Source organism: Streptomyces rugosispiralis (assembly GCF_024505145.1).
Classification (GTDB): domain Bacteria; phylum Actinomycetota; class Actinomycetes; order Streptomycetales; family Streptomycetaceae; genus Streptomyces; species Streptomyces rugosispiralis.
The window spans coordinates 1-17,687 of record NZ_JANIAA010000011.1; the positions used below are offsets into that span (position 1 = coordinate 1).

The 17,687-nt window shown below is 71.8% G+C and carries 19 protein-coding genes; 14 read left to right on the forward strand and 5 right to left on the reverse strand.

The window, feature by feature from the left end:
• Positions 1 to 233 (forward strand): ATP-binding protein (locus NP777_RS18875; RefSeq protein WP_256651330.1); only part of this gene is annotated, 233 nt, incomplete at its 5' end.
• Positions 234 to 674: 441 nt separating this feature from the next.
• A complete protein-coding gene (locus NP777_RS18880) occupies positions 675 to 1,907 on the forward strand; it encodes an MFS transporter (protein ID WP_256651331.1) in 1,233 nt (410 codons plus the stop codon).
• A gap of 169 nt (positions 1,908 to 2,076) precedes the next feature.
• Here NP777_RS18880 and NP777_RS18885 read toward each other — a convergent pair whose 3' ends face one another.
• Both NP777_RS18885 and NP777_RS18890 read right to left on the reverse strand, forming a co-directional pair.
• Positions 2,077 to 2,559, reverse strand: coding sequence for a hypothetical protein (locus NP777_RS18885; RefSeq protein WP_256651332.1), 483 nt, complete (start codon positions 2,557 to 2,559; stop codon positions 2,077 to 2,079).
• Between the two features lie 26 nt (positions 2,560 to 2,585).
• Positions 2,586 to 3,185 carry an ATP-binding protein gene (locus NP777_RS18890; protein WP_256651333.1) on the reverse strand — a complete coding sequence of 200 codons (600 nt, stop codon included), beginning with the start codon at positions 3,183 to 3,185 and terminating at the stop codon, positions 2,586 to 2,588.
• 427 nt (positions 3,186 to 3,612) lie between these two features.
• Between NP777_RS18890 and NP777_RS18895 the strand changes: the two genes are divergently transcribed.
• Positions 3,613 to 4,428 carry an SDR family NAD(P)-dependent oxidoreductase gene (locus NP777_RS18895; protein ID WP_256651516.1) on the forward strand — a complete coding sequence of 272 codons (816 nt, stop codon included), beginning with the start codon at positions 3,613 to 3,615 and terminating at the stop codon, positions 4,426 to 4,428.
• A gap of 117 nt (positions 4,429 to 4,545) precedes the next feature.
• Here the strand turns inward: NP777_RS18895 and NP777_RS18900 are convergent, their stop codons facing one another.
• Positions 4,546 to 5,907 (reverse strand): hypothetical protein, encoded by a 1,362-nt coding sequence (locus NP777_RS18900; protein WP_391858538.1) that lies wholly within the window; start codon positions 5,905 to 5,907, stop codon positions 4,546 to 4,548.
• A gap of 319 nt (positions 5,908 to 6,226) precedes the next feature.
• Here NP777_RS18900 and NP777_RS18905 point away from each other — a divergent pair, with 319 nt between their 5' ends.
• From NP777_RS18905 to uppS, 5 genes are all read left to right on the forward strand, one after another.
• Entirely contained in the window at positions 6,227 to 7,093 is an 867-nt protein-coding gene (locus NP777_RS18905; RefSeq protein ID WP_256651335.1) for a helix-turn-helix domain-containing protein, read from the forward strand.
• Between the two features lies 1 nt (position 7,094).
• The gene (locus NP777_RS18910; RefSeq protein ID WP_256651336.1) at positions 7,095 to 7,334 is read left to right on the forward strand and encodes a DUF397 domain-containing protein; all 240 of its coding nucleotides are present in this window, start codon (positions 7,095 to 7,097) and stop codon (positions 7,332 to 7,334) included.
• Between the two features lie 183 nt (positions 7,335 to 7,517).
• A complete protein-coding gene (locus NP777_RS18915; RefSeq protein WP_256651337.1) occupies positions 7,518 to 8,120 on the forward strand; it encodes a hypothetical protein in 603 nt (200 codons plus the stop codon).
• Positions 8,121 to 8,186: 66 nt separating this feature from the next.
• Positions 8,187 to 8,999, forward strand: coding sequence for an SAM-dependent methyltransferase (locus tag NP777_RS18920; RefSeq protein WP_256651338.1), 813 nt, complete (start codon positions 8,187 to 8,189; stop codon positions 8,997 to 8,999).
• A gap of 104 nt (positions 9,000 to 9,103) precedes the next feature.
• Complete coding sequence (gene uppS, locus NP777_RS18925; protein WP_256651339.1) at positions 9,104 to 9,922, forward strand: polyprenyl diphosphate synthase; 819 nt, start codon at positions 9,104 to 9,106, stop codon at positions 9,920 to 9,922.
• A 166-nt stretch (positions 9,923 to 10,088) separates the two neighbouring features.
• On the opposite strand, the gene NP777_RS18930 is transcribed toward uppS, so the two are convergent.
• Positions 10,089 to 11,315 (reverse strand): acyl-CoA dehydrogenase family protein, encoded by a 1,227-nt coding sequence (locus NP777_RS18930; protein ID WP_256651340.1) that lies wholly within the window; start codon positions 11,313 to 11,315, stop codon positions 10,089 to 10,091.
• Between the two features lie 193 nt (positions 11,316 to 11,508).
• Here NP777_RS18930 and NP777_RS18935 point away from each other — a divergent pair, with 193 nt between their 5' ends.
• Complete coding sequence (locus NP777_RS18935; RefSeq protein WP_256651341.1) at positions 11,509 to 12,165, forward strand: TetR family transcriptional regulator; 657 nt, start codon at positions 11,509 to 11,511, stop codon at positions 12,163 to 12,165.
• Positions 12,166 to 12,210: 45 nt separating this feature from the next.
• Here the strand turns inward: NP777_RS18935 and def are convergent, their stop codons facing one another.
• Complete coding sequence (gene def, locus NP777_RS18940; RefSeq protein WP_256651342.1) at positions 12,211 to 12,768, reverse strand: peptide deformylase; 558 nt, start codon at positions 12,766 to 12,768, stop codon at positions 12,211 to 12,213.
• Between the two features lie 190 nt (positions 12,769 to 12,958).
• Between def and NP777_RS18945 the strand changes: the two genes are divergently transcribed.
• From NP777_RS18945 to NP777_RS18965, 5 genes are all read left to right on the forward strand, one after another.
• Positions 12,959 to 14,197 carry a Mur ligase family protein gene (locus NP777_RS18945; protein ID WP_256651343.1) on the forward strand — a complete coding sequence of 413 codons (1,239 nt, stop codon included), beginning with the start codon at positions 12,959 to 12,961 and terminating at the stop codon, positions 14,195 to 14,197.
• Positions 14,198 to 14,228: 31 nt separating this feature from the next.
• Positions 14,229 to 14,957, forward strand: coding sequence for a type 1 glutamine amidotransferase (locus tag NP777_RS18950; protein ID WP_256651344.1), 729 nt, complete (start codon positions 14,229 to 14,231; stop codon positions 14,955 to 14,957).
• A gap of 177 nt (positions 14,958 to 15,134) precedes the next feature.
• Positions 15,135 to 16,160 (forward strand): 6-phosphofructokinase, encoded by a 1,026-nt coding sequence (locus NP777_RS18955; RefSeq protein ID WP_256651345.1) that lies wholly within the window; start codon positions 15,135 to 15,137, stop codon positions 16,158 to 16,160.
• Between the two features lie 118 nt (positions 16,161 to 16,278).
• Positions 16,279 to 17,229, forward strand: a complete 951-nt coding sequence (locus NP777_RS18960) for a cytochrome c oxidase assembly protein (RefSeq protein WP_256651346.1) — start codon at positions 16,279 to 16,281, stop codon at positions 17,227 to 17,229.
• A gap of 270 nt (positions 17,230 to 17,499) precedes the next feature.
• The gene (locus NP777_RS18965; protein ID WP_167442820.1) at positions 17,500 to 17,655 is read left to right on the forward strand and encodes a hypothetical protein; all 156 of its coding nucleotides are present in this window, start codon (positions 17,500 to 17,502) and stop codon (positions 17,653 to 17,655) included.
• The last annotated feature ends 32 nt before the right edge of the window (positions 17,656 to 17,687 follow it).

Here is a 17,687-nt window from a genome sequence, read left to right on the forward strand (position 1 = left end):
TGCGTCATGGACGCGTACCGGGGCGGTACTTCGAGGTGCGTATCGCATACGACGCAGAAAAAATGGTCGGGGTCGAGGTGTCCGACCCCCGCGAGGGGCACCCTGCCCTGGCAGACCCGACACCGGACGACGAATCGGGACGCGGCCTGGCGATCGTGGACGCGCTGTCCGAGACATGGGGCGTCCGGGAGCGCATCGTCGGCAAAACGGTCTGGGCCCGGATCCGCCTCTAGCGGTGCTTGGTTGGGTGCGGCGCCGTCTCGCGCCTTCGGCGCAATTGAGCATGGGTCGGGGGTGCCGGGGCGGGGGCCGCGTCGCCGGCCGCCGGGCCGGTGGGGGCGGGGCGAGTGGCGGCATCCGGGCTCGCGGATCAGGGCCGATCCGGACTGCGGGCGCGTGGCCCCTCCGGGTACCCCGCTCAAAAATGCTTGATCTGGCGCAACTAATAAGTCAAGCAATCTCCAGAGGGGTACCCCACCCCCGGCAAGTCGTCCGGCGTCGGCCCAAGCCCCCGAGTGCGGAAGCCGCCACCGGGCCCGACCTCCCATGGACCCGGCGGCCGGCGACGCAGCCCGCGCCCCCCACCCGCCCGCCCCCATGCTCAAATGCGCCGAAGGCGCGAAACGGCGCCGCAGACGGCAAACGACAAACGGCCCCGACGCTCACTCCAGGACATGCCGCAGATCTCACGCCCCTGGACCGCCTCGGCCGCGACGCGCGAACGTACGGCGATGCGCGCTTATGCGGAACTGATGCGTCATGGATCGGCTCGGCGGCTGATGTTCGCCTCCGCCACCGGCAAGCTGGGCTTCGCCGTCTTCCCCCTGGCCATCGTCCTGCTCGGGCACGGCTCGTCGGGCTCGTTCCTGGACGCGGGGGTCGTGGCCGGGGCCTGGAGCGTGGGCGGCACGGTGACGGCACCGCTCCGGGGCAGGCTGGTGGACCGTCATGGGCAACGGTGGCCCATGGGGGCCATGGCCGTGCTCACCGCGCTCGCCGTGGTCGGCCTGGTGACAGCCACGGCGACCACACAACTGGTGCTCTCCGGCACGCTCGCCGGAGCGAGCGCGCCGCCCATCGTGGCGAGCACACGCTCCCTGTGGGCGCGGGCCGTCCCCCACGACCTGCTGCGCGGCGCCTACGCGCTCGAAGCCGTCCTCACCGAGGTGACCAAGATCTGCGGCCCGCTCGTCGCGGCAGCGACGGCCGTACGGTCCCCTCGGCTCGGAGTGATCGTCGCCGGGGCGCTCCTGGTGGCAGGCTCCTGCCTGGTGATGTCCCACCCTCCGGCCCTCTCCGCCCGTGCCGCCTCCGCCCCCGACACCGGCAGCCGTGGCGCCCTGGGCTCGCCCGCGCTGCGGCTGCTGCTCCTCACCGACGTCTGCGCCGGAGTCTGCCTCGGGGCACTGACGGTCGGCCTTCCCGCCCGCGCCGCCGAGGGCGGTTCGGCGGCGGGCGCGGGCTGGATGTTCGCCTGCCTGGGCCTGGGCAGCGCACTCGCCGGCGCACGCTACGGCACCCGCCACCGCACGGCCCCGCCCGCCACCGGCTACCTCACCGCCCTCACCTGGCTCGCACTGCTCCTGGCCCTCCTGGCCGCCATATCAGCACCACCGCTCATGGCGATCCTCCTCACCCTCGCCGGTGCGGCGTTCGCGCCCATGACGGTCTGCCTGTTCGAACTGCTGGACGCACACGCGCCCCGTGGCACGGCCGTCGCGTCCATGATGTGGATGGTCGCGGGCGAGGAACTCGGCATCGCCGCCGGGACCATGGCCACCGGAGCACTGGCCCAACAGTCGGGCGCCTGGCCGACCCTCACCCTCGCGGCGGCGGCCAGCGGACTCGGCGCCACGATCACCGCGCTGCGCATCACCGAACTGGCCCGCGACGAACGATCACCGTGAGGCGAGCGAAAAGCCACTCGACTCCGGCGGGCCGCTACCGGGGTGTCCGGCGGAACGTGACGCCTGCGGCGGGCTGCTCCCCTCCCCGCCCCTTCCCACGCAGCGTCGATATGCGGCTCCGCCGCGTGGGACCAGCCACGACGCAGCCGCGGAACTTCCCGCGGAGCGCTCAGCGGAACAGCGCGCCCGGGAGGCCGGGGCGGTCGATGGCCTCCTGGAGGGCGGCGCGCAGAGTGTGGCTGTCGGTGAGGGGGCCGCCGGGCCGGATCAGCCAGACATGGCCCTGCCGTACGCAGCCGGGCCTGGGGCAGCGCAGCACCCGGCCCGGCCCCGCCGCGGCCACCGTGCGGCGGCGGGCGTACACCGTCCCGGCCAGCCAGACCTTCCACTCGGCCGCGGATCCGGGCGGTACGAGGAAGGAGAGCACATGGCTGGCGGTGGCCAGCATCACCGGCCCCGCCGCGTCGCGCCGCTGCAGCGCCTGGATCACCGCGGTGCCGATGTCGTCGCACATCCGCACCAGGTCGAAGACCGGGCCCACCGGCAGATCGGCGAGGCCGGTGCCGCTGGCCCACTGGAGCCGCACCCGCCCGGGATCGTCGCTCGCGGCCAGCAGCCATTCGGCCGCGTCGGTCTCCACGGTGACGCGCATCCGGCGCTCCCCCCACGGCCAGGCGTTCATGAGGTGGCCACCAGCGGCAGGGTGAACCACACCTTCTTCCCCCGGACTCCGGGATCGGGCGGCTCGGTGCCCCAGTCGGCCGCCAGGTCCTCGACGATGGCCAGCCCCCGTCCGGACTCCTCGGTGGGCTCCGGCTTGCGGGCCACCGGGATCACGGGCGAGCCGTCGGCCACCTCCACCCGCAGCTCACGGCCGAAGCGCTCCAGCGAGACGGTTATGGTGACGGTGTCGGCGGGGCCGGAGCTGCCGTGCTCCACGGCGTTGGCGAACAGTTCGTTGGTGGCGAGGACGACATGGTCCACGATCGCGCCGAGCCGCCAGTCGCGCAGATGCCCGGCGACCATCCGGCGCACCGCGGCGGCGCGGTCGGGCAGCGCGGGGAACTCCGCCCGGAAGAGCCGGCGGGTGTCCAGCGGGATCACCGTCCTCTCCCCTCCGGAGCCGGGGACGGGGATCGCGGCGGCGGCGGGGCCGTCGGCCGGAGCGGTTCTCGGCGCGGCGGCCCGCCCGGTAACCGGATCGGTTCGCTGGCGGTCCGCGGAGACCGCGACTCGCTGGCGGTCCGCGGAGACCGCGACACCACGGCTCGTGCCCATCGTCTCGCCCTCCTCATCGGCCGACGCCGGCCGGTGCGACAGTCCTGGACAGGAACGGCTCACGGTGTCGGTCCTCACGGTCCTCGTCGGTCTGTGGGCTCTGGTGGCATACGGGCACATGGGGTGATTGATGTCCGGGTGAGCGGGTAAGCGCATCCTGGTGACCGACGGCGTGGCATCTGAGCTGGTGGCAGGTGGTGCGCACGCCCCACCCGACCCGCCTGGACCAGCTGCCACGGACGGAGACGGCCCGGTCGCGGTGAGTGCCGGTTACCGGCATGGTTCCTCCTTCGAAGGCAGCGCAAAGCGCCATCGGTCGCCGTTCAAGTAGACAAACGGTTGGACCGGCCGGTGGGCGAGAGGGCATGGGGGTTGTCCGGTTGTACGGGCGTAGTGGTTCGGGCTCCACGGTCCGGACGTGGCAAGCGTGAGCGAGGGCCGCGAGGGGCGGCCGGGCCCTGGGGAACGGTCCGGTGTGGACGGCAAGCGGGTCCTGGTGACCGGGGGTTCCCGGGGGCTGGGTGAACAGATCGTACGGCTCTTGGCGGCCGGCGGGGCGCGGTTGGCCACCTGTGCCCGAACCCCGGAGCACCTGCGGTCCCTCACCGCGTCCCTGAGCGCCGAGGGGTACGGGGAGCCGTTCACCCGTGCGCTGGACGTCACCGAGCCGGAGCCGCTGGAGCGGTTCGTGGATGCGGCGGCGGAACGTTTCAGCGGTCTTGACGGCGTGGTGGCCTGCGCCGGTGGCGCCCGCGGCCGCGGCATCGAGGACGCCGCTCCCCAGGACTGGTCGCTGACCTGGGAGATGAACGTCGGTCATACGGCCCGGCTGGTGAAGGCCGCGGTGCCGCATCTGCGCCGGGCGGGCGGCGGCTCCGTGGTGGTGATCGCCTCCATCTCCGGCTGGAAGCCGGGGCCCCAGGCGCAGTACGGGGCGGCCAAGGCCGCCCAGATCCATCTCGCCGCCTCACTCGCCCGTGAGCTGGGCCCGGACGGGATCCGGGTGAACGCCGTCTCCCCGGGGTCCATGCTGATCCCCGGGAAGCGATGGGACCGGATGCGCACCGAAGAGCCCGAGGCCTACGCCCGGTTCACGGCCGAACTGCCGCGCGGTGAACTGGTCACCCCGCGGGAGGTCGCCCAGGTCGTGGCGTTTCTGCTCTCGGACGCCTCGAGCGGGGTCTCCGGTGCGCATCTGCCCGTGGACCGAGCCCAGAACGCCCCCACGCCGGGAGGTTATTGACCCCCCGGCGCTCCCCCGAGCGGAGGCGCTCCGGACACGTCACCGGCCGCCCACATGGAGCGGCCGGAGACTTCACTCGAGACACCGGCGGGGCGGGGCCCCGTGGCCGGACGCCTCTCAGGCGGCCATGCCGAGCACGGTCCGGGAGCGCTGCTCGAACTCCCTGACCATGGGCTCCCCGCGGTGCGGCCGCAGCCGGGTGCGGAAGTCGCGCAGCGCCTGGATCGAGCGCTCGCTGTGCACCCCGCTGAGGGTGTCGAGTGCCTCGCCCGCGGTGTCCACGGCCTCGTCCAGCCGGTTCTGCTGGAGGTAGGCCGTGGCCAGCACGGATCTGCTGATGGCCTGGCGCCGGCGCCGCTCGGCGTTGGCGCGCACGGATTCGGCGGCGGCGTGCTCGGCGTCCGAGGCGTTCCCCAGGTCGCGGAAGCACAGCGCCGCCTCGGCGGCCAGATAGTGGTGGTCGAGGAAGCGCACCCAGGGCGACTCCTGCTCGGAGCCCTGGCTGGCCTCCAGTTGGCCGTCGGCCGCGCGCAGCGACTTGGACGCCTCCCGGGGCTGGTCCAGCGCGGCGTAGCCACGGGCAGCCATGGCGTGCAGCCGCATCAGCCCGAGCGGGCTTCCGGCGTGTTTGGCGGTGGCGACACCGACCCGGGCCAACTCGACCCCCGCCTCGGGCTGGCCCAGGTTGGTCGCCAGATGGGACAGGCCGGCCAGGATCTGACCGCCCAGGACCCGGTCGCCGCCCTCGGCGCACAGCCGCAGCGCCTGGGTCATATAGCGCTGGGCCAAGCCGTATTCGGCGTTGTCATAGCTGCTCCAGCCGGCCATCGCGGCCAGCTTGGCGGCCGCGGTGAACAGCTGGCGCCGCTCCTGCGGTGGCGCGCCACGCTGCTGGAGCATGGGGACGACCTCGGTCGAGAGATAGAGCACGATGCTGGCGCGGACCTGGCCGCCGCCGAAGCGATTGTCCATCTCGTCGAACATGTTGATCGCCGCATGGACCTGTTCGACGCGGCCGCCTTCGGCCGCGGGTGCGAGCCGGGCGGTGTCCTGGTTCTCGACCAGCCACAGCAGCCATTCGCGCTGTGGGGTCACCAGCGCGCCGGCGACGAAGGGCACCGCACCCAGCAGGCTGCGGCGGGATATGTCGGTGGAGCCGAGTTCGGCGAGCGTGTGCAAGGTTTCTGCTACGTCCTCCCGGTAGGCCAGCGCCCGGGCCACGACCGGGCGCTGTCGGTCGGAGATGAACCCCAGCTCGGCGGGGCCCACGGGCCTGCCGAGCCGGTGGGAGAGCACGGCGGCGATCAGCTCCGGCGTGGTGCCGCGCGGCTGTCCGCCTTGCAGCCAGCGGGTGACGGACGCCTTGTCGTAGTTCGACTCGCGCCCCTGCCTACGGCCCAGTTCATTGACCCGCAGGGCCAATGAGGCGTAGGAGCACCCGGATTCCTTCAGAGCGGCGGCCAACGCGCCGTTGGACACGGCGCCTTGGCGCCCGCTTACCGGCTGTGCGTGATGCGTCACCGTGACCGTCCCCGTTTCGAGCCACGGCGGTCTGCGGGATCCCCGTCGCGCACTGCCCACCGGCTGGCCGGAGGCCTCAACGACGTTGTCGACATGGGTAGTTGGGAGCCCTCGCCATAGAGGGTGAGATGGGTCACGTGCTCACTATGCGTGGTGAAGCCGTCACCCCGCAAGCTTCGTTCTGATAATTTCAAAGCGTTACGCTCGCTCTGTCTGTGTCATCCATCGCGTGGCACACTGTGCAGGCATATGACAGCCATTCCTACGGGAGGCGGACGTGAGCGAGGCACGGCCGGCCGGCGCCGCCCCCACCCTCTTGCGGAGAGTTCTGGGCAAGCGTCTGCGGCATCTTCGCGAGCGGGCGAAGGTGTCGTTCGAGGAAGCCGCGAAAGCCATCGAGGTCACCCCGTTGACCGTGCGCAGGATGGAAAAGGCGGAAGTCGGCCTCAAGATCCCGTATCTGAAGGAGCTGCTGCGGAACTACGGCGTCCGCGGCCCGGAGATGGAGGATTTCCTCGCTCTGGCACGCGAGGCGAACCAGCCGGGCTGGTGGCATCAGTTCCGCGATGTGCTTCCGGACTGGTTCAGTGTTTACGTAAGCCTCGAAAGTGAGGCCACCGTCATTCGCGCGTACGAGCCCCACTACGTGCCCGGACTGCTCCAGACGGAGGACTACGCACGAGCGGTGCTACGCATGGGCTTCCCGCGCGACACCGAGGAGGAGCTGGAGCGCCGGATCGCCCTGCGGGTCACGCGCCAGGCCCTGCTCACCAAGCCGGAGGCGCCGACCATCTGGGCCATCCTCGACGAGACGGTGCTGCACCGCCCGGTCGGCGGTTCGCGGGTGATGCGCGACCAGATCGACCACCTCATCGACACCTTGGACGTCCCCAAGGTCAGGCTGCAGATCATGCGGTTCGCGGCGGGGCCGCACCCCGGGGCCTTCGGCCCCTTCCACTACTTCCGCTTCGGATTCTCCGAACTGCCGGACGTCGTCTACACCGAGAGCCTCACCGGGGCGGTCTATGTGGACAAGCCGGCCGAAGTCGTCGCCTATCTCGAGGTCCTGGACCGGATGGCGGTCCAGGCCGAGCCGATCGGCGACTCCAGCACCATCCTGGCCGAACTGCGTAAGGAGCACTGAGATGCATGACCCCGTCTACAGCGGAATGCCGGCCACGGACCTGGGCACGGAGGGCTGGGAGAAGCCCTGGAGCGGGTCCAACGGCGGCACCTGCATCGAGGCCAAGCGACTGCCGGACGGGCGGATAGCGCTGCGCCAGTCCACCGACCCGGCCGGGCCCGCGCTGATCTACACCCGCGCGGAGGTGGCGTCCTTCCTGGACGCGGCCAAGGCCGGTGAGGCGGACTTCCTCATCGCCTAGGGCGGCCGTCCACGGTCGACTCCCCGAAACTCCCCGAAAACCACTACGCCCGCACAACCGCACAACCCCGCACCGCACTCCCGTCCCCGCCGTCCCGCCACGCACACTGAAGACGCCGTGGCGGGCGGCGGTGTCGTCCCCCTTGCAGATGTGCAGACCCCATGGGACCGACAGGATGCCGTAATGAACCTCGACCAGGCGGTGACACAGCACCGCACCCTGATCGTCGAGGGCTGCGACGGAGTCGGCAGGGACGCGCTGCTGACCGGTCTCGCCCGCCGGCACGGCTACACCGTCACCCGCGCCTCCCGCGACCTCCCCCATGTCGATCCGGTCCGGCCGTACCGCGAACTCCTCCAGCACGACGGCGCCCTCGCGGTCGACGCCGGGCTGGTCGGCGAGCTCGTCTACGGGCCGCTGCGCCGTGGCCACTCCCGGGTGACGTGGATTCAGGCGTTCGACTTCGCCGAGGCGGTGGCCGAGCGCCAGGGCGCCTTCGTCCATGTGACGGCCCCGGTGCACGTACTGGAGGACCGGCTGGCCGCGCGGGGCGCCTCGGCGGCGGCCCTCGCGGAGATCGACGCCGCGGTCACCGGCTATGACCACGCCTTTTCCACTCTCGCCGAGCACGCCCCGGTCCTCACCGTCGAGGAGGGGCCGGCGTCGGGCGGCGGTCCGGACCCGGATCCGGACCGCGGTGCGGCGGCGCCGGAGCCACCGGTGGCCTCGTTCGCCCGGCCCTTCCCGCGCATCCGCTCCCCCGTGCCGTTCGCCGAGCAGAGCTGAACTCCCCGGCACCGCACCTAAGTTGGTGCTCCGCGAATCGCATCCGTACGGCAGGAGACTGGCGCTATGACAGACGGCTCGTCCACCCCCGACCAGCAGGCCTCGACCAAGATCGACACAACGGTGCCGCATTCGGCCCGGATCTGGAACTACTGGATGGGCGGCAAGGACAACTACGAGGTCGACCGGATCGCCGGTGACGAGTACCGGGAGGTCGCCCCGAACATCGAGACCATGGCCCGCGCCTCGCGCGCGTACCTCATCCGCACCGTCACCCATGTGGCGGGCGAATGCGGGATCCGGCAGTTCCTGGACGTCGGCACCGGGCTGCCCACCTACGACAACACCCACCAGGTGGCCCAGCGGGTGGCGCCCGAGGCCCGCATCGTCTACGTGGACAACGACCCCCTGGTGCTCCGGCACGCCCAGGCGCTGCTCACCAGCACCCGCGAGGGGGTGACCGACTACATCGACGCCGATCTGCACGAGCCCGAGCGGATCCTGGAGGCCGCGTCGAAGACGCTCGACTTCGACCGGCCCATCGCCCTGATGCTGATGGGCATCCTCGGCCACATCCAGAACTACGACGAGTCGGTGTCGATCGTGCGGCGGCTCCAGGCCGCCTTACCGTCCGGCAGCTACTTCGTGCACTACGACAGCACCGACACCGACCAGGCGCTCAAGCAGGCACAGCAGGGCTACGACGACACCGGCGCCGTGCCGTATGTGCTGCGCAGCGTCGAGCAGATCGGCCGCTACTACGAGGGCCTGGAGCTGATCGAGCCCGGTATCGTGTCGTGTCCGCTGTGGCGCCCGGCCCCCTCCGAGACGGACATCGAGACCACCGATGTCCACGGGGGCGTGGCGCGCAAGCCGTGACGGCGGTGACGACCAAACGAATGGTTCGGCCACCGGGGAGGTAACCCCCGCCCCCGTCGCGTCGTCAGACACGGCGCCGGGAAGCGAGGCGGAGGGACGCGCGGGTGTTCGAGGTCGGGGCCTGGAGAGTGCCCTCCGTCAAGCGGCTGCTGCGGGCGTCGGTCGCCGGTGCCCCCGCGGTCGTACGGCAGTGCCGCGGCCCCCGGGACGAGGCGCCGGGGCGGCCGCGGCACCTGGCCATCATCATGGACGGGAACGGGCGCTGGGCCGCCCTGCGCGGCCTCTCCCGCACCCGTGGCCATCAGGCGGGGGTGCTCGCGCTGCCGCGGGTGGTGGACACGGCCCTGGAGGAGGGCATCGAACACCTGTCGCTGTTCTTCTTCTCCACCGAGAACTGGAACCGGCCGCGCGGCGAGGTGGCCGCCCTGATGCGGCTCACCGCCCAGTTGGCGGATGTCTTCCGGGGCTACGGCGAGCGGGGGGTGCGGCTGCGCTGGCTGGGCTCGGAGGCCCGGCTCCCCCGGGCCACACTGGCCGCGCTCCGCCGCGCGGAGGACGACACCCGCGACAACCACGCCATGACGCTGGCCTTCTGCTTCAACCACGGCGGCCGGGAGGAGATCGCCCGCGCCGCCACCTCGCTGGCCCGCGCCTCGGCGGACGGCGCGCTGGACCCCGGGGCCATCGACGAGGCGCTGTTCACCCGCCATCTGCCGCACGCCGATCTGCCGGACATCGACATGCTGGTGCGCACCTCCGGGGAGCAGCGCATCTCCAACTTCATGCTCTGGCGGGCGGCCTACGCGGAGCTCTTCTTCGTGGACACCCTGTGGCCCGACTTCACCGGTGAGGAGCTCCGCGCGCTGCTGGCCGCGTTCGCCTCCCGGAAGCGGCGCTTCGGTGCGGGGGTCGGCCCCGTCTGACGCGTCCGCCGCTCCTAAGCAGGTCGGAGGAAGTCCGCTACGGTCCGGGCAGCGCCCCGAAGGGGCGCGGGACTGTGTCGATGTGCGGCTCCGCCGCGTGGGCGCGACCAGCCACGACGGCGCCGCAGTCGGCCGACGACGCATCGCGGCACTTCCAGCGGAGCGCTCAGCGGATCTGGACGCCGGAGAGGGTGCGGGCGATGACCAGGCGCTGGATCTCGCTGGTGCCCTCGAAAATCGTGTAGATGGCGGCGTCTCGGTGCATCCGCTCGACCGGGTACTCGCGGGTGAAGCCGTTGCCGCCGAGGATCTGCACCGCCTGGGCGGTGACCTGCTTGGCGGTCTCACTGGCGAACAGCTTGGACATGGAGCCCTCGGCCGACTCGAAGGGCCGGCCGCTCACGGCCATCCAGGACGCGCGCCACACCATCAGCCGCGCGGCGTCGATCCGGGTGCGCATATCGGCGAGCTGGAAGGCGACGCCCTGGTTGTCGATGATGGGGCGGCCGAACTGCTCCCGGGTCTTGGCGTAGTCGAGCGCGACCTCGTACGCGGCGCGGGCGGTGCCCACCGCCATGGCGCCGACGGCCGGACGGGACGCCTCGAAGGTGGCCATGGCGGCGTTCTTCAGCCGCTCCCCGCCCGACTTGGCCCGCTCCCGGGCGCGGGCGAGGCGTTCGTCCAGCTTCTCCTTGCTCCCGAGCAGGCAGCTCCCGGGCACCCGCACCTGGTCGAGGACCACTTCGGCGGTGTGCGAGGCGCGGATGCCGTGCTTCTTGAACTTCTGGCCCTGGGAGAGACCGGGGGTGCCGGGCGGGATGATGAACGAGGCGTGGCCCTTGGAGCCGAGGTCGGGGTCGACGACCGCGACCACCACGTGGACGCCTGCGATACCGCCGTTGGTGGCCCAGGTCTTGGTGCCGTTCAGCACCCATTCGTCCGTGGCCTCGTCGTAGACGGCGCGGGTGCGCATCGAGCCGACGTCGGAGCCCGCGTCGGGCTCGGAGGAGCAGAAGGCGGCGACCTTCACATCGTCGGCGTCGCCGTACATCTGCGGGATCCAGGTGCCGATCTGCTCCTCGGTGCCGTTGGCGAGGACGCCGACGGCGGCGAGGCCGGTGCCGACGATGGACAGCGCGATGCCCGCGTCGCCCCAGAACAGCTCCTCCATGGTCATGGGGATGCCGAGGCCCGTGGGGTCGAAGTACTGCTGGGCGTAGAAGTCCAGGGAGTACAGGCCGATCTTGGCGGCCTCCTGGATAATCGGCCAGGGGGTCTCCTCGCGCTCGTCCCATTCGGCGGCGGCCGGGCGCATGACGTCCGCGGCGAAGCCGTGGATCCAGTCGCGCACCGCCTTCTGATCGTCGTCGAGCTCGAACGAGAACTCCGCCATGACCCCTCCACGTGCTTGTTACCTGCGGTAACAGCAGTCTGTTACCGCCCAGTAGGGGATGTCAACTCCCCCGGGCACGCGGGCCCCGCGGCCCCTTCGGGTGTTACGTTGCGCTTCAGCGTGGAGCGCGAGCGCGCCGGGAAGCGCGAGGTGCGAAGGCGCGAGTACGACATCGGGGGCGGGGAGGCAACGCATGCGGACCGGGACCAGCCAGCGGGACGACCAGCGACAGACGGCCCAGCAGAGGCGCAAGGAACTGCTGGAGGCCGCGGACCGGGTGGTGCTGCGCGACGGGCCAGAGGCCTCGATGAACGCCATCGCCGCCGAAGCGGGCATCACCAAGCCCATTCTGTACCGCCACTTCGGCGACAAGGGCGGACTGTACCGTGCCCTCGCCAAGCGCCACACCGACGCCCTGCTCGCCTCGCTGCGCGCGGCCCTGGACGCGCCCGCCGACGACCGCAGGCAGCGGGTGGAGGCCACACTGGACACCTATCTGGCGGCGATCGAGGCCCGGCCACAGGTGTACCGCTTCCTGATGCACCCGGCCGACCACGGCCAGCCGGAGCCGGAGACGAGCTTCGACGTGGGCCACCACTCCGCCCCACTGCTGCGGCGGCTCGGCGAGGAGCTGGCCACGGTGATCGCCGAGCGGGTGGAGCTGGGATCCGGCGGCGAGGAGGTGGCCCGGGTCTGGGGCCATGGGATCGTCGGCATGATGCACGCGGCCGGTGACTGGTGGCTGCGCGACCGGCCCTGCGCACGCGGCCAGTTGGTGCACCACCTCACCGATCTGCTCTGGGGGCGGCTGTCGCTGGCGGACGACCGGGTCGGCGCACCGGGCTTCTGAGGCCCCGGCGGCTCCCCGGCAGCGGCTCATGGCCCGCCGACCCCTCTACTCCTCGGCCCCCGCCGACGGCGCCCAGGGGGCGCGGCGGATCGCCCGCAGCGCCCTGCGCCGCCGCAGCCCGGCGAGCCGGTCGATGAACAGCCCGCCGTCCAGATGGTCGGACTCGTGCTGCAGACAGCGCGCGAAGAAGCCCGTGCCCTCGATCCGCACCGGCTCCCCGGTCATCGTCACGCCCTCGATCACCACGTGGTCGTAGCGCGGAGTGCCCGCCTCCAGGCCAGGCAGCGACAGACAGCCCTCCGGCCCGCGCACCGTCACCCCGTCGGCCGCCGCCGGCCGGGGGTTGACGACATGCCCCAGATGGCGGCGGTCCTCGTCGTCCGGGCAGTCGAAGACGAAAACCCGCAGCCCGACACCGATCTGATTGGCCGCGAGGCCCACCCCGTGGGCCGCGTACATCGTGGCGTACATGTCCTCGATCAGCCGGGCCAGCTCGGCGTCGAACGCGGTGACCGCCTCGCACGGCGCACGCAGCGCCGGATCGCCGAAGAGCCGCAGGGGCCGCACCGCTCCGCGGCTGCCCGGGATCACGCCATGTCGCATGGCAGCCAAGCCTACGGGGCCGGTGAGACGGGCCCCGCACGCGCGGCCGGGATTCGGGACAGCCGCCGGATCTCGATAGGCTGCTCTCCGACCGTGGCCTCCCGGCCGGCGACGCGGCACGGAGGGGGCATACCACCGGCGCCTCGGGGGGCAGGAGCGGCGCCGGTATGCGAGGAGGATCGAGAAGACGATGGCAGGCAACTCGGAGCCGCTGTCACCGCGGGCCAAACTGGCCGTGACGGCGGGCAGGGCCGCGGCGGCGGTATCGAAGGCCGCGGGTCGCGGCAGCGGATCGGTGATCGGCGGCAAAGTGGCCCTGCGCCTCGACCCCGATCTGCTGAGCAGGCTGGCGCAGCACCTGGACGTCATCCTGGTGTCGGCGACCAACGGCAAGACCACGACCACCCGGCTCATCGCCGAGGCGCTGCGGGCGGCCGGCCCGGTCGTCTCCAACGCGCTGGGCGCCAATATGCCGGCCGGTATCACCTCGGCCCTGGCGGGCGGCTCCGATGCCCGGTACGGCGTCATCGAGGTCGACGAGAAGTACCTCGCCGGTGTGGCGCGCGACACCGAGCCCAAGGCCATCGCGCTCCTCAACCTCTCCCGTGATCAGCTCGACCGCGCCGCCGAGACCCGCATGCTCGCCGAGAAGTGGCGCGAGGGCCTGACCGGCTCCAAGGCGGTCGTGATCGCCAACGCCGACGACCCACTGATCGTCTGGGCCGCCTCCTCGAGCCCCAATGTGGTCTGGGTCGCGGCCGGGCAGGAGTGGAAGGACGACGCCTGGTCCTGCCCGTCCTGCGGCGGTGTGCTGCAGCGTCCGGGCGACGACTGGGTCTGCGGGGAGTGCGGCTTCCGCCGCCCGGTCCCCAGCTGGGCGCTGAACGGCGACTACGTCCTCGACCCGCACGGCGCCGCCTGGCCCATCCAGCTCCAGCTCCCCGGCCGCGCCAACAAGGCCAACGCGGCCACCTCGGCCGCCGTCGCCGCCACCTTCGGGGTGCCCCCGCAGGTCGCGCTGGAGCGGATGTACCAGGTCCAGGCCGTGGCCGGCCGCTACGACGTGGTCACCTTCCAGGAGCGCCAACTGCGGCTGCTGCTGGCGAAGAACCCGGCCGGCTGGCTGGAGACCTTCTCGCTGATCGACCCGCCGCCCACCCCGGTGATCCTCTCGGTGAACGCGCGGGGCGCCGACGGTACCGACACCTCCTGGCTGTGGGACGTGGACTACACCCGGCTGGCCGGGCACCCGATCTGCCTGATCGGCGACCGCAAGCTGGACCTCGCGGTGCGCCTGGAGGTCGCCGGGCTGGACTTCCGGGTCTGCGCGGACGCGGACGAGGCGGTGCGGATCTCCCCGCCCGGCCGCATCGAGGTGATCGCCAACTACACCGCGTTCCAGGACCTGCGCCGCCGGGTCGGCAACTGACCCCCGTACGAGAGGCACGAAGATGCGTAGCATGAGCCAGAACGGCCTGCGTCTGGTGTGGGTCTACCCGGACCTGCTGAGCACGTACGGCGACCAGGGCAACGTCCTGGTGGTGGAGCGCCGGGCGCGGCAGCGCGGGCTGGAGGTCTCCCGCCTGGACGTCCGCTCCGACCAGCAGATCCCCACCTCCGGGGACGTCTATCTGATCGGTGGCGGCGAGGACCGCCCGCAGCGGCTGGCCGCCGAGCGGCTGATGCGGGACGGCGGGCTGAGCCGGGCGGTGGCCAACGGGGCGATCGTCTTCTCGGTGTGCGCCGGGTACCAGATCCTCGGCCATGAGTTCGTCAACGACCTCGGGCAGCGCCAGCAGGGCCTGGGCCTGCTGGACGTGGTCAGCACCCGCGGCGAGGGCGCCCGGTGCGTCGGTGACGTGCTGGCCGACATCGACGAGCGGCTGGGGCTGCCCCCGCTGACCGGCTTCGAGAACCATCAGGGCGTCACCCACCTGGGCCCGACCGCCCGCCCGTTCGCCCGGGTCCGGTTCGGCAACGGAAACGGCACCGGGGACGGCTTCGAGGGCGCGTACAGCGACACCGTCTTCGGGACGTACATGCACGGCCCGGTGATGGCCCGCAATCCGCATATCGCGGACCACCTGCTGAAGCTGGCCCTCGATGTGAACGCGCTGCCGCCGGTCAACGACCAGTGGTACGAGGCGCTGCGCAACGAGCGGATCGCGGCGGCGACCCAGCCCGCCTGAGCCGCGCCCCGCTCGCTCGAGCGCAGCTCAGACGCCGTTCGAACACAAGGTGACCGCATGGCGGACATCAGGCCTTCGGCCGCGCCCCCGCCGCCCGCCCGCTTGTAGGGTGGCGGGGTCCCGCCGGACGACGCGGTCCGGCCGTCGGCCCCCATCTCAGACAGAGGTATGCGTGCCATGCGCATTGGTGTGCTCACGTCCGGCGGCGACTGCCCCGGCCTGAACGCGGTCATCAGGTCAGTCGTCCACCGTGCCACCGTCGACCACGGCGATGAGGTGATCGGCTTCCAGGACGGCTGGAAGGGCCTGCTGGAGTGCGACTACCGCAAGCTGGACCTGGACGCCGTGAGCGGCATCCTGGCCCTCGGCGGCACCATCCTCGGCTCCACCCGGGTGCGCCCGGAACATCTGCGGGACGGCGTGGAGCGGGCCAAGGGGCATGTGGCGGAGCTCGGCCTGGACGCGGTCATCCCCATCGGCGGTGAGGGCACGCTGAAGGCCGCCCGGCTGCTCTCGGACGCCGGGCTGCCGATCGTCGGCGTGCCCAAGACCATCGACAACGACATCGCCTCGACCGATGTGACCTTCGGTTTCGACACCGCGGTCGGGGTCGCCACCGAGGCCCTGGACCGGCTCAAGACCACCGCGGAGTCCCATCAGCGGGTGCTGATCGTCGAGGTCATGGGCCGGAACACCGGCTGGATCGCGCTGCACTCCGGCATGGCCGCGGGCGCCCACGCCATCGTCGTCCCGGAGCGCCCGTTCGACATCGAGGAGCTGGCCGGGACCGTCGGGGCACGGTTCGAGGCGGGCAAGAAGTTCGCGATCGTGGTGGTGGCCGAGGGCGCCAAGCCGCGCGAGGGCACGATGGACTACGAGGCCGGCGGCCGGGACGTCTACGGCCACGAGCGCTTCGCGGGCATCGCCCGCCACCTCTCCGTGGAGCTCGAGCGGCGGCTCGGCAAGGAGGCGCGGGCGGTCATCCTGGGCCATGTGCAGCGCGGTGGCACCCCGACGGCGTACGACAGGGTGCTGGCCACCCGCTTCGGCTGGCACGCGGTCGAGGCGGCCCACCGCGGCGAATTCGGCACGATCACGGCGCTGCGCGGCACGGACATCGCCCTGGTGCCGCTCACGGCGGCCGTGGAGCGGCTGAAGACGGTCCCCGCCGAGCGGTACCTCGAAGCCGAATGCGTACTGTAGGTACGACACAAGCCGGATACAGCCGATTCACACCGCGACCATCAATTGCGCAACCCACGCGGCGAGCGACCAGGTCCGCGAGAGCGGCGCCGGTTTAGGCGCAAAAAGGGGAGAGCTGATGGATCACGGCGGGCACGGCATGATGATGGATCTGCCGCCGTTCACGCTGTCGCGCGGGCTGGAGTTCGGCGGCGATCCGGTCTTCCTGGTCGGCTGTGTGCTGGCGCTCGGTCTTTACGGGTGGGGCGCCGCGCGGCTGTGGCGGCGCGGCGACGCCTGGCCGGTGGGGCGGGTGGTCTCCTTCGTGCTCGGGGTGGTGACCATCGCGATCGCGATGTGCACCAAGCTGAACGACTACGGCATGGTCATGTTCAGCGTCCATATGGTGCAGCACATGATCATCAGCATGGTCTCGCCGATCCTGCTGCTGCTGGGCGCGCCGGTCACGCTGACCCTGCGGGCCCTCCCCGCGGCCGGGCGCGGCCGCAAGGGGCCCCGGGAGCTGCTGGTCGCGCTGTTGCACAGCCGCTATATGCGGATCATCACCCACCCGGCGTTCACCATCCCGCTGTTCATCGCGAGCCTGTACGCGCTGTACTTCACCCCGCTCTTCGACTTCCTGATGGAGAGCAAGGCCGGGCATATCGCGATGATGGTCCACTTCCTCGCGGTGGGCCTGGTCTTCTTCTGGCCGATCATGGGCGTGGACCCGGGCCCGCACCGGCCCGGCTATGTGATGCGGATGCTGGAGCTGTTCGCGGGCATGCCGTTCCACGCGTTCTTCGGCATCGCGCTGATGATGGCGACCGAGCCCATGGTCGGCACGTACCAGCATCCGCCCGCCTCGCTGGGCATCGACGCGCTGTCGGACCAGACCTGGGCGGGCGGTATCGCCTGGGCCTTCAGCGAGATCCCGTCGGTGATCGTGCTGGTGGCGCTGGTCTACCAGTGGTACAAGTCCGAGCAGCGCCAGGCGCGGCGCATCGACCGCACCGCGGACCGGGACGGCGACCAGGAGCTCGCGGCGTACAACGCCTATCTGGCCTCGCTCCAGTCCCGGAGTAACTGAGTCCGGTCCCGGCGGCGTGCTGAGCGGGGTCCGCCTGGTCCCGCCGCCTGCGGCGGGCTGCTCCCCGCCCCGCCCCGCCCCTTCCCACAACTGGGGCTTGGCCCCAGACCCCGCTCCCCAAGCGCCGGAGGGGCTGGAAGACGGAGTTCCGCCGCATGATCCGCCGGACACCCCGTAGCGGCCAGGGCCCGGACCGCGAGACCATGGACCCGGGCCCTGGGGCCCGGGTCCTGGCGAAGGGGCGTCGGGACCGCCGTGAGGAGGTCGGGGATGCCCGGTTCCGCGAAGGCGATGACGATGGCCACGGTGGGGGGTCTGGTGCTGGTGACGGCCTACACCGTGGCGCTGGGGAGCAACGGCTGGCTCTGGTTCAGCTGGGTGGTGCTCGGACTGCTGACCGTGGGGGTCGTGGTGGCCCGGGGCTGAGACACGGGGCCGTCACCGGCCTTACGGAGCGG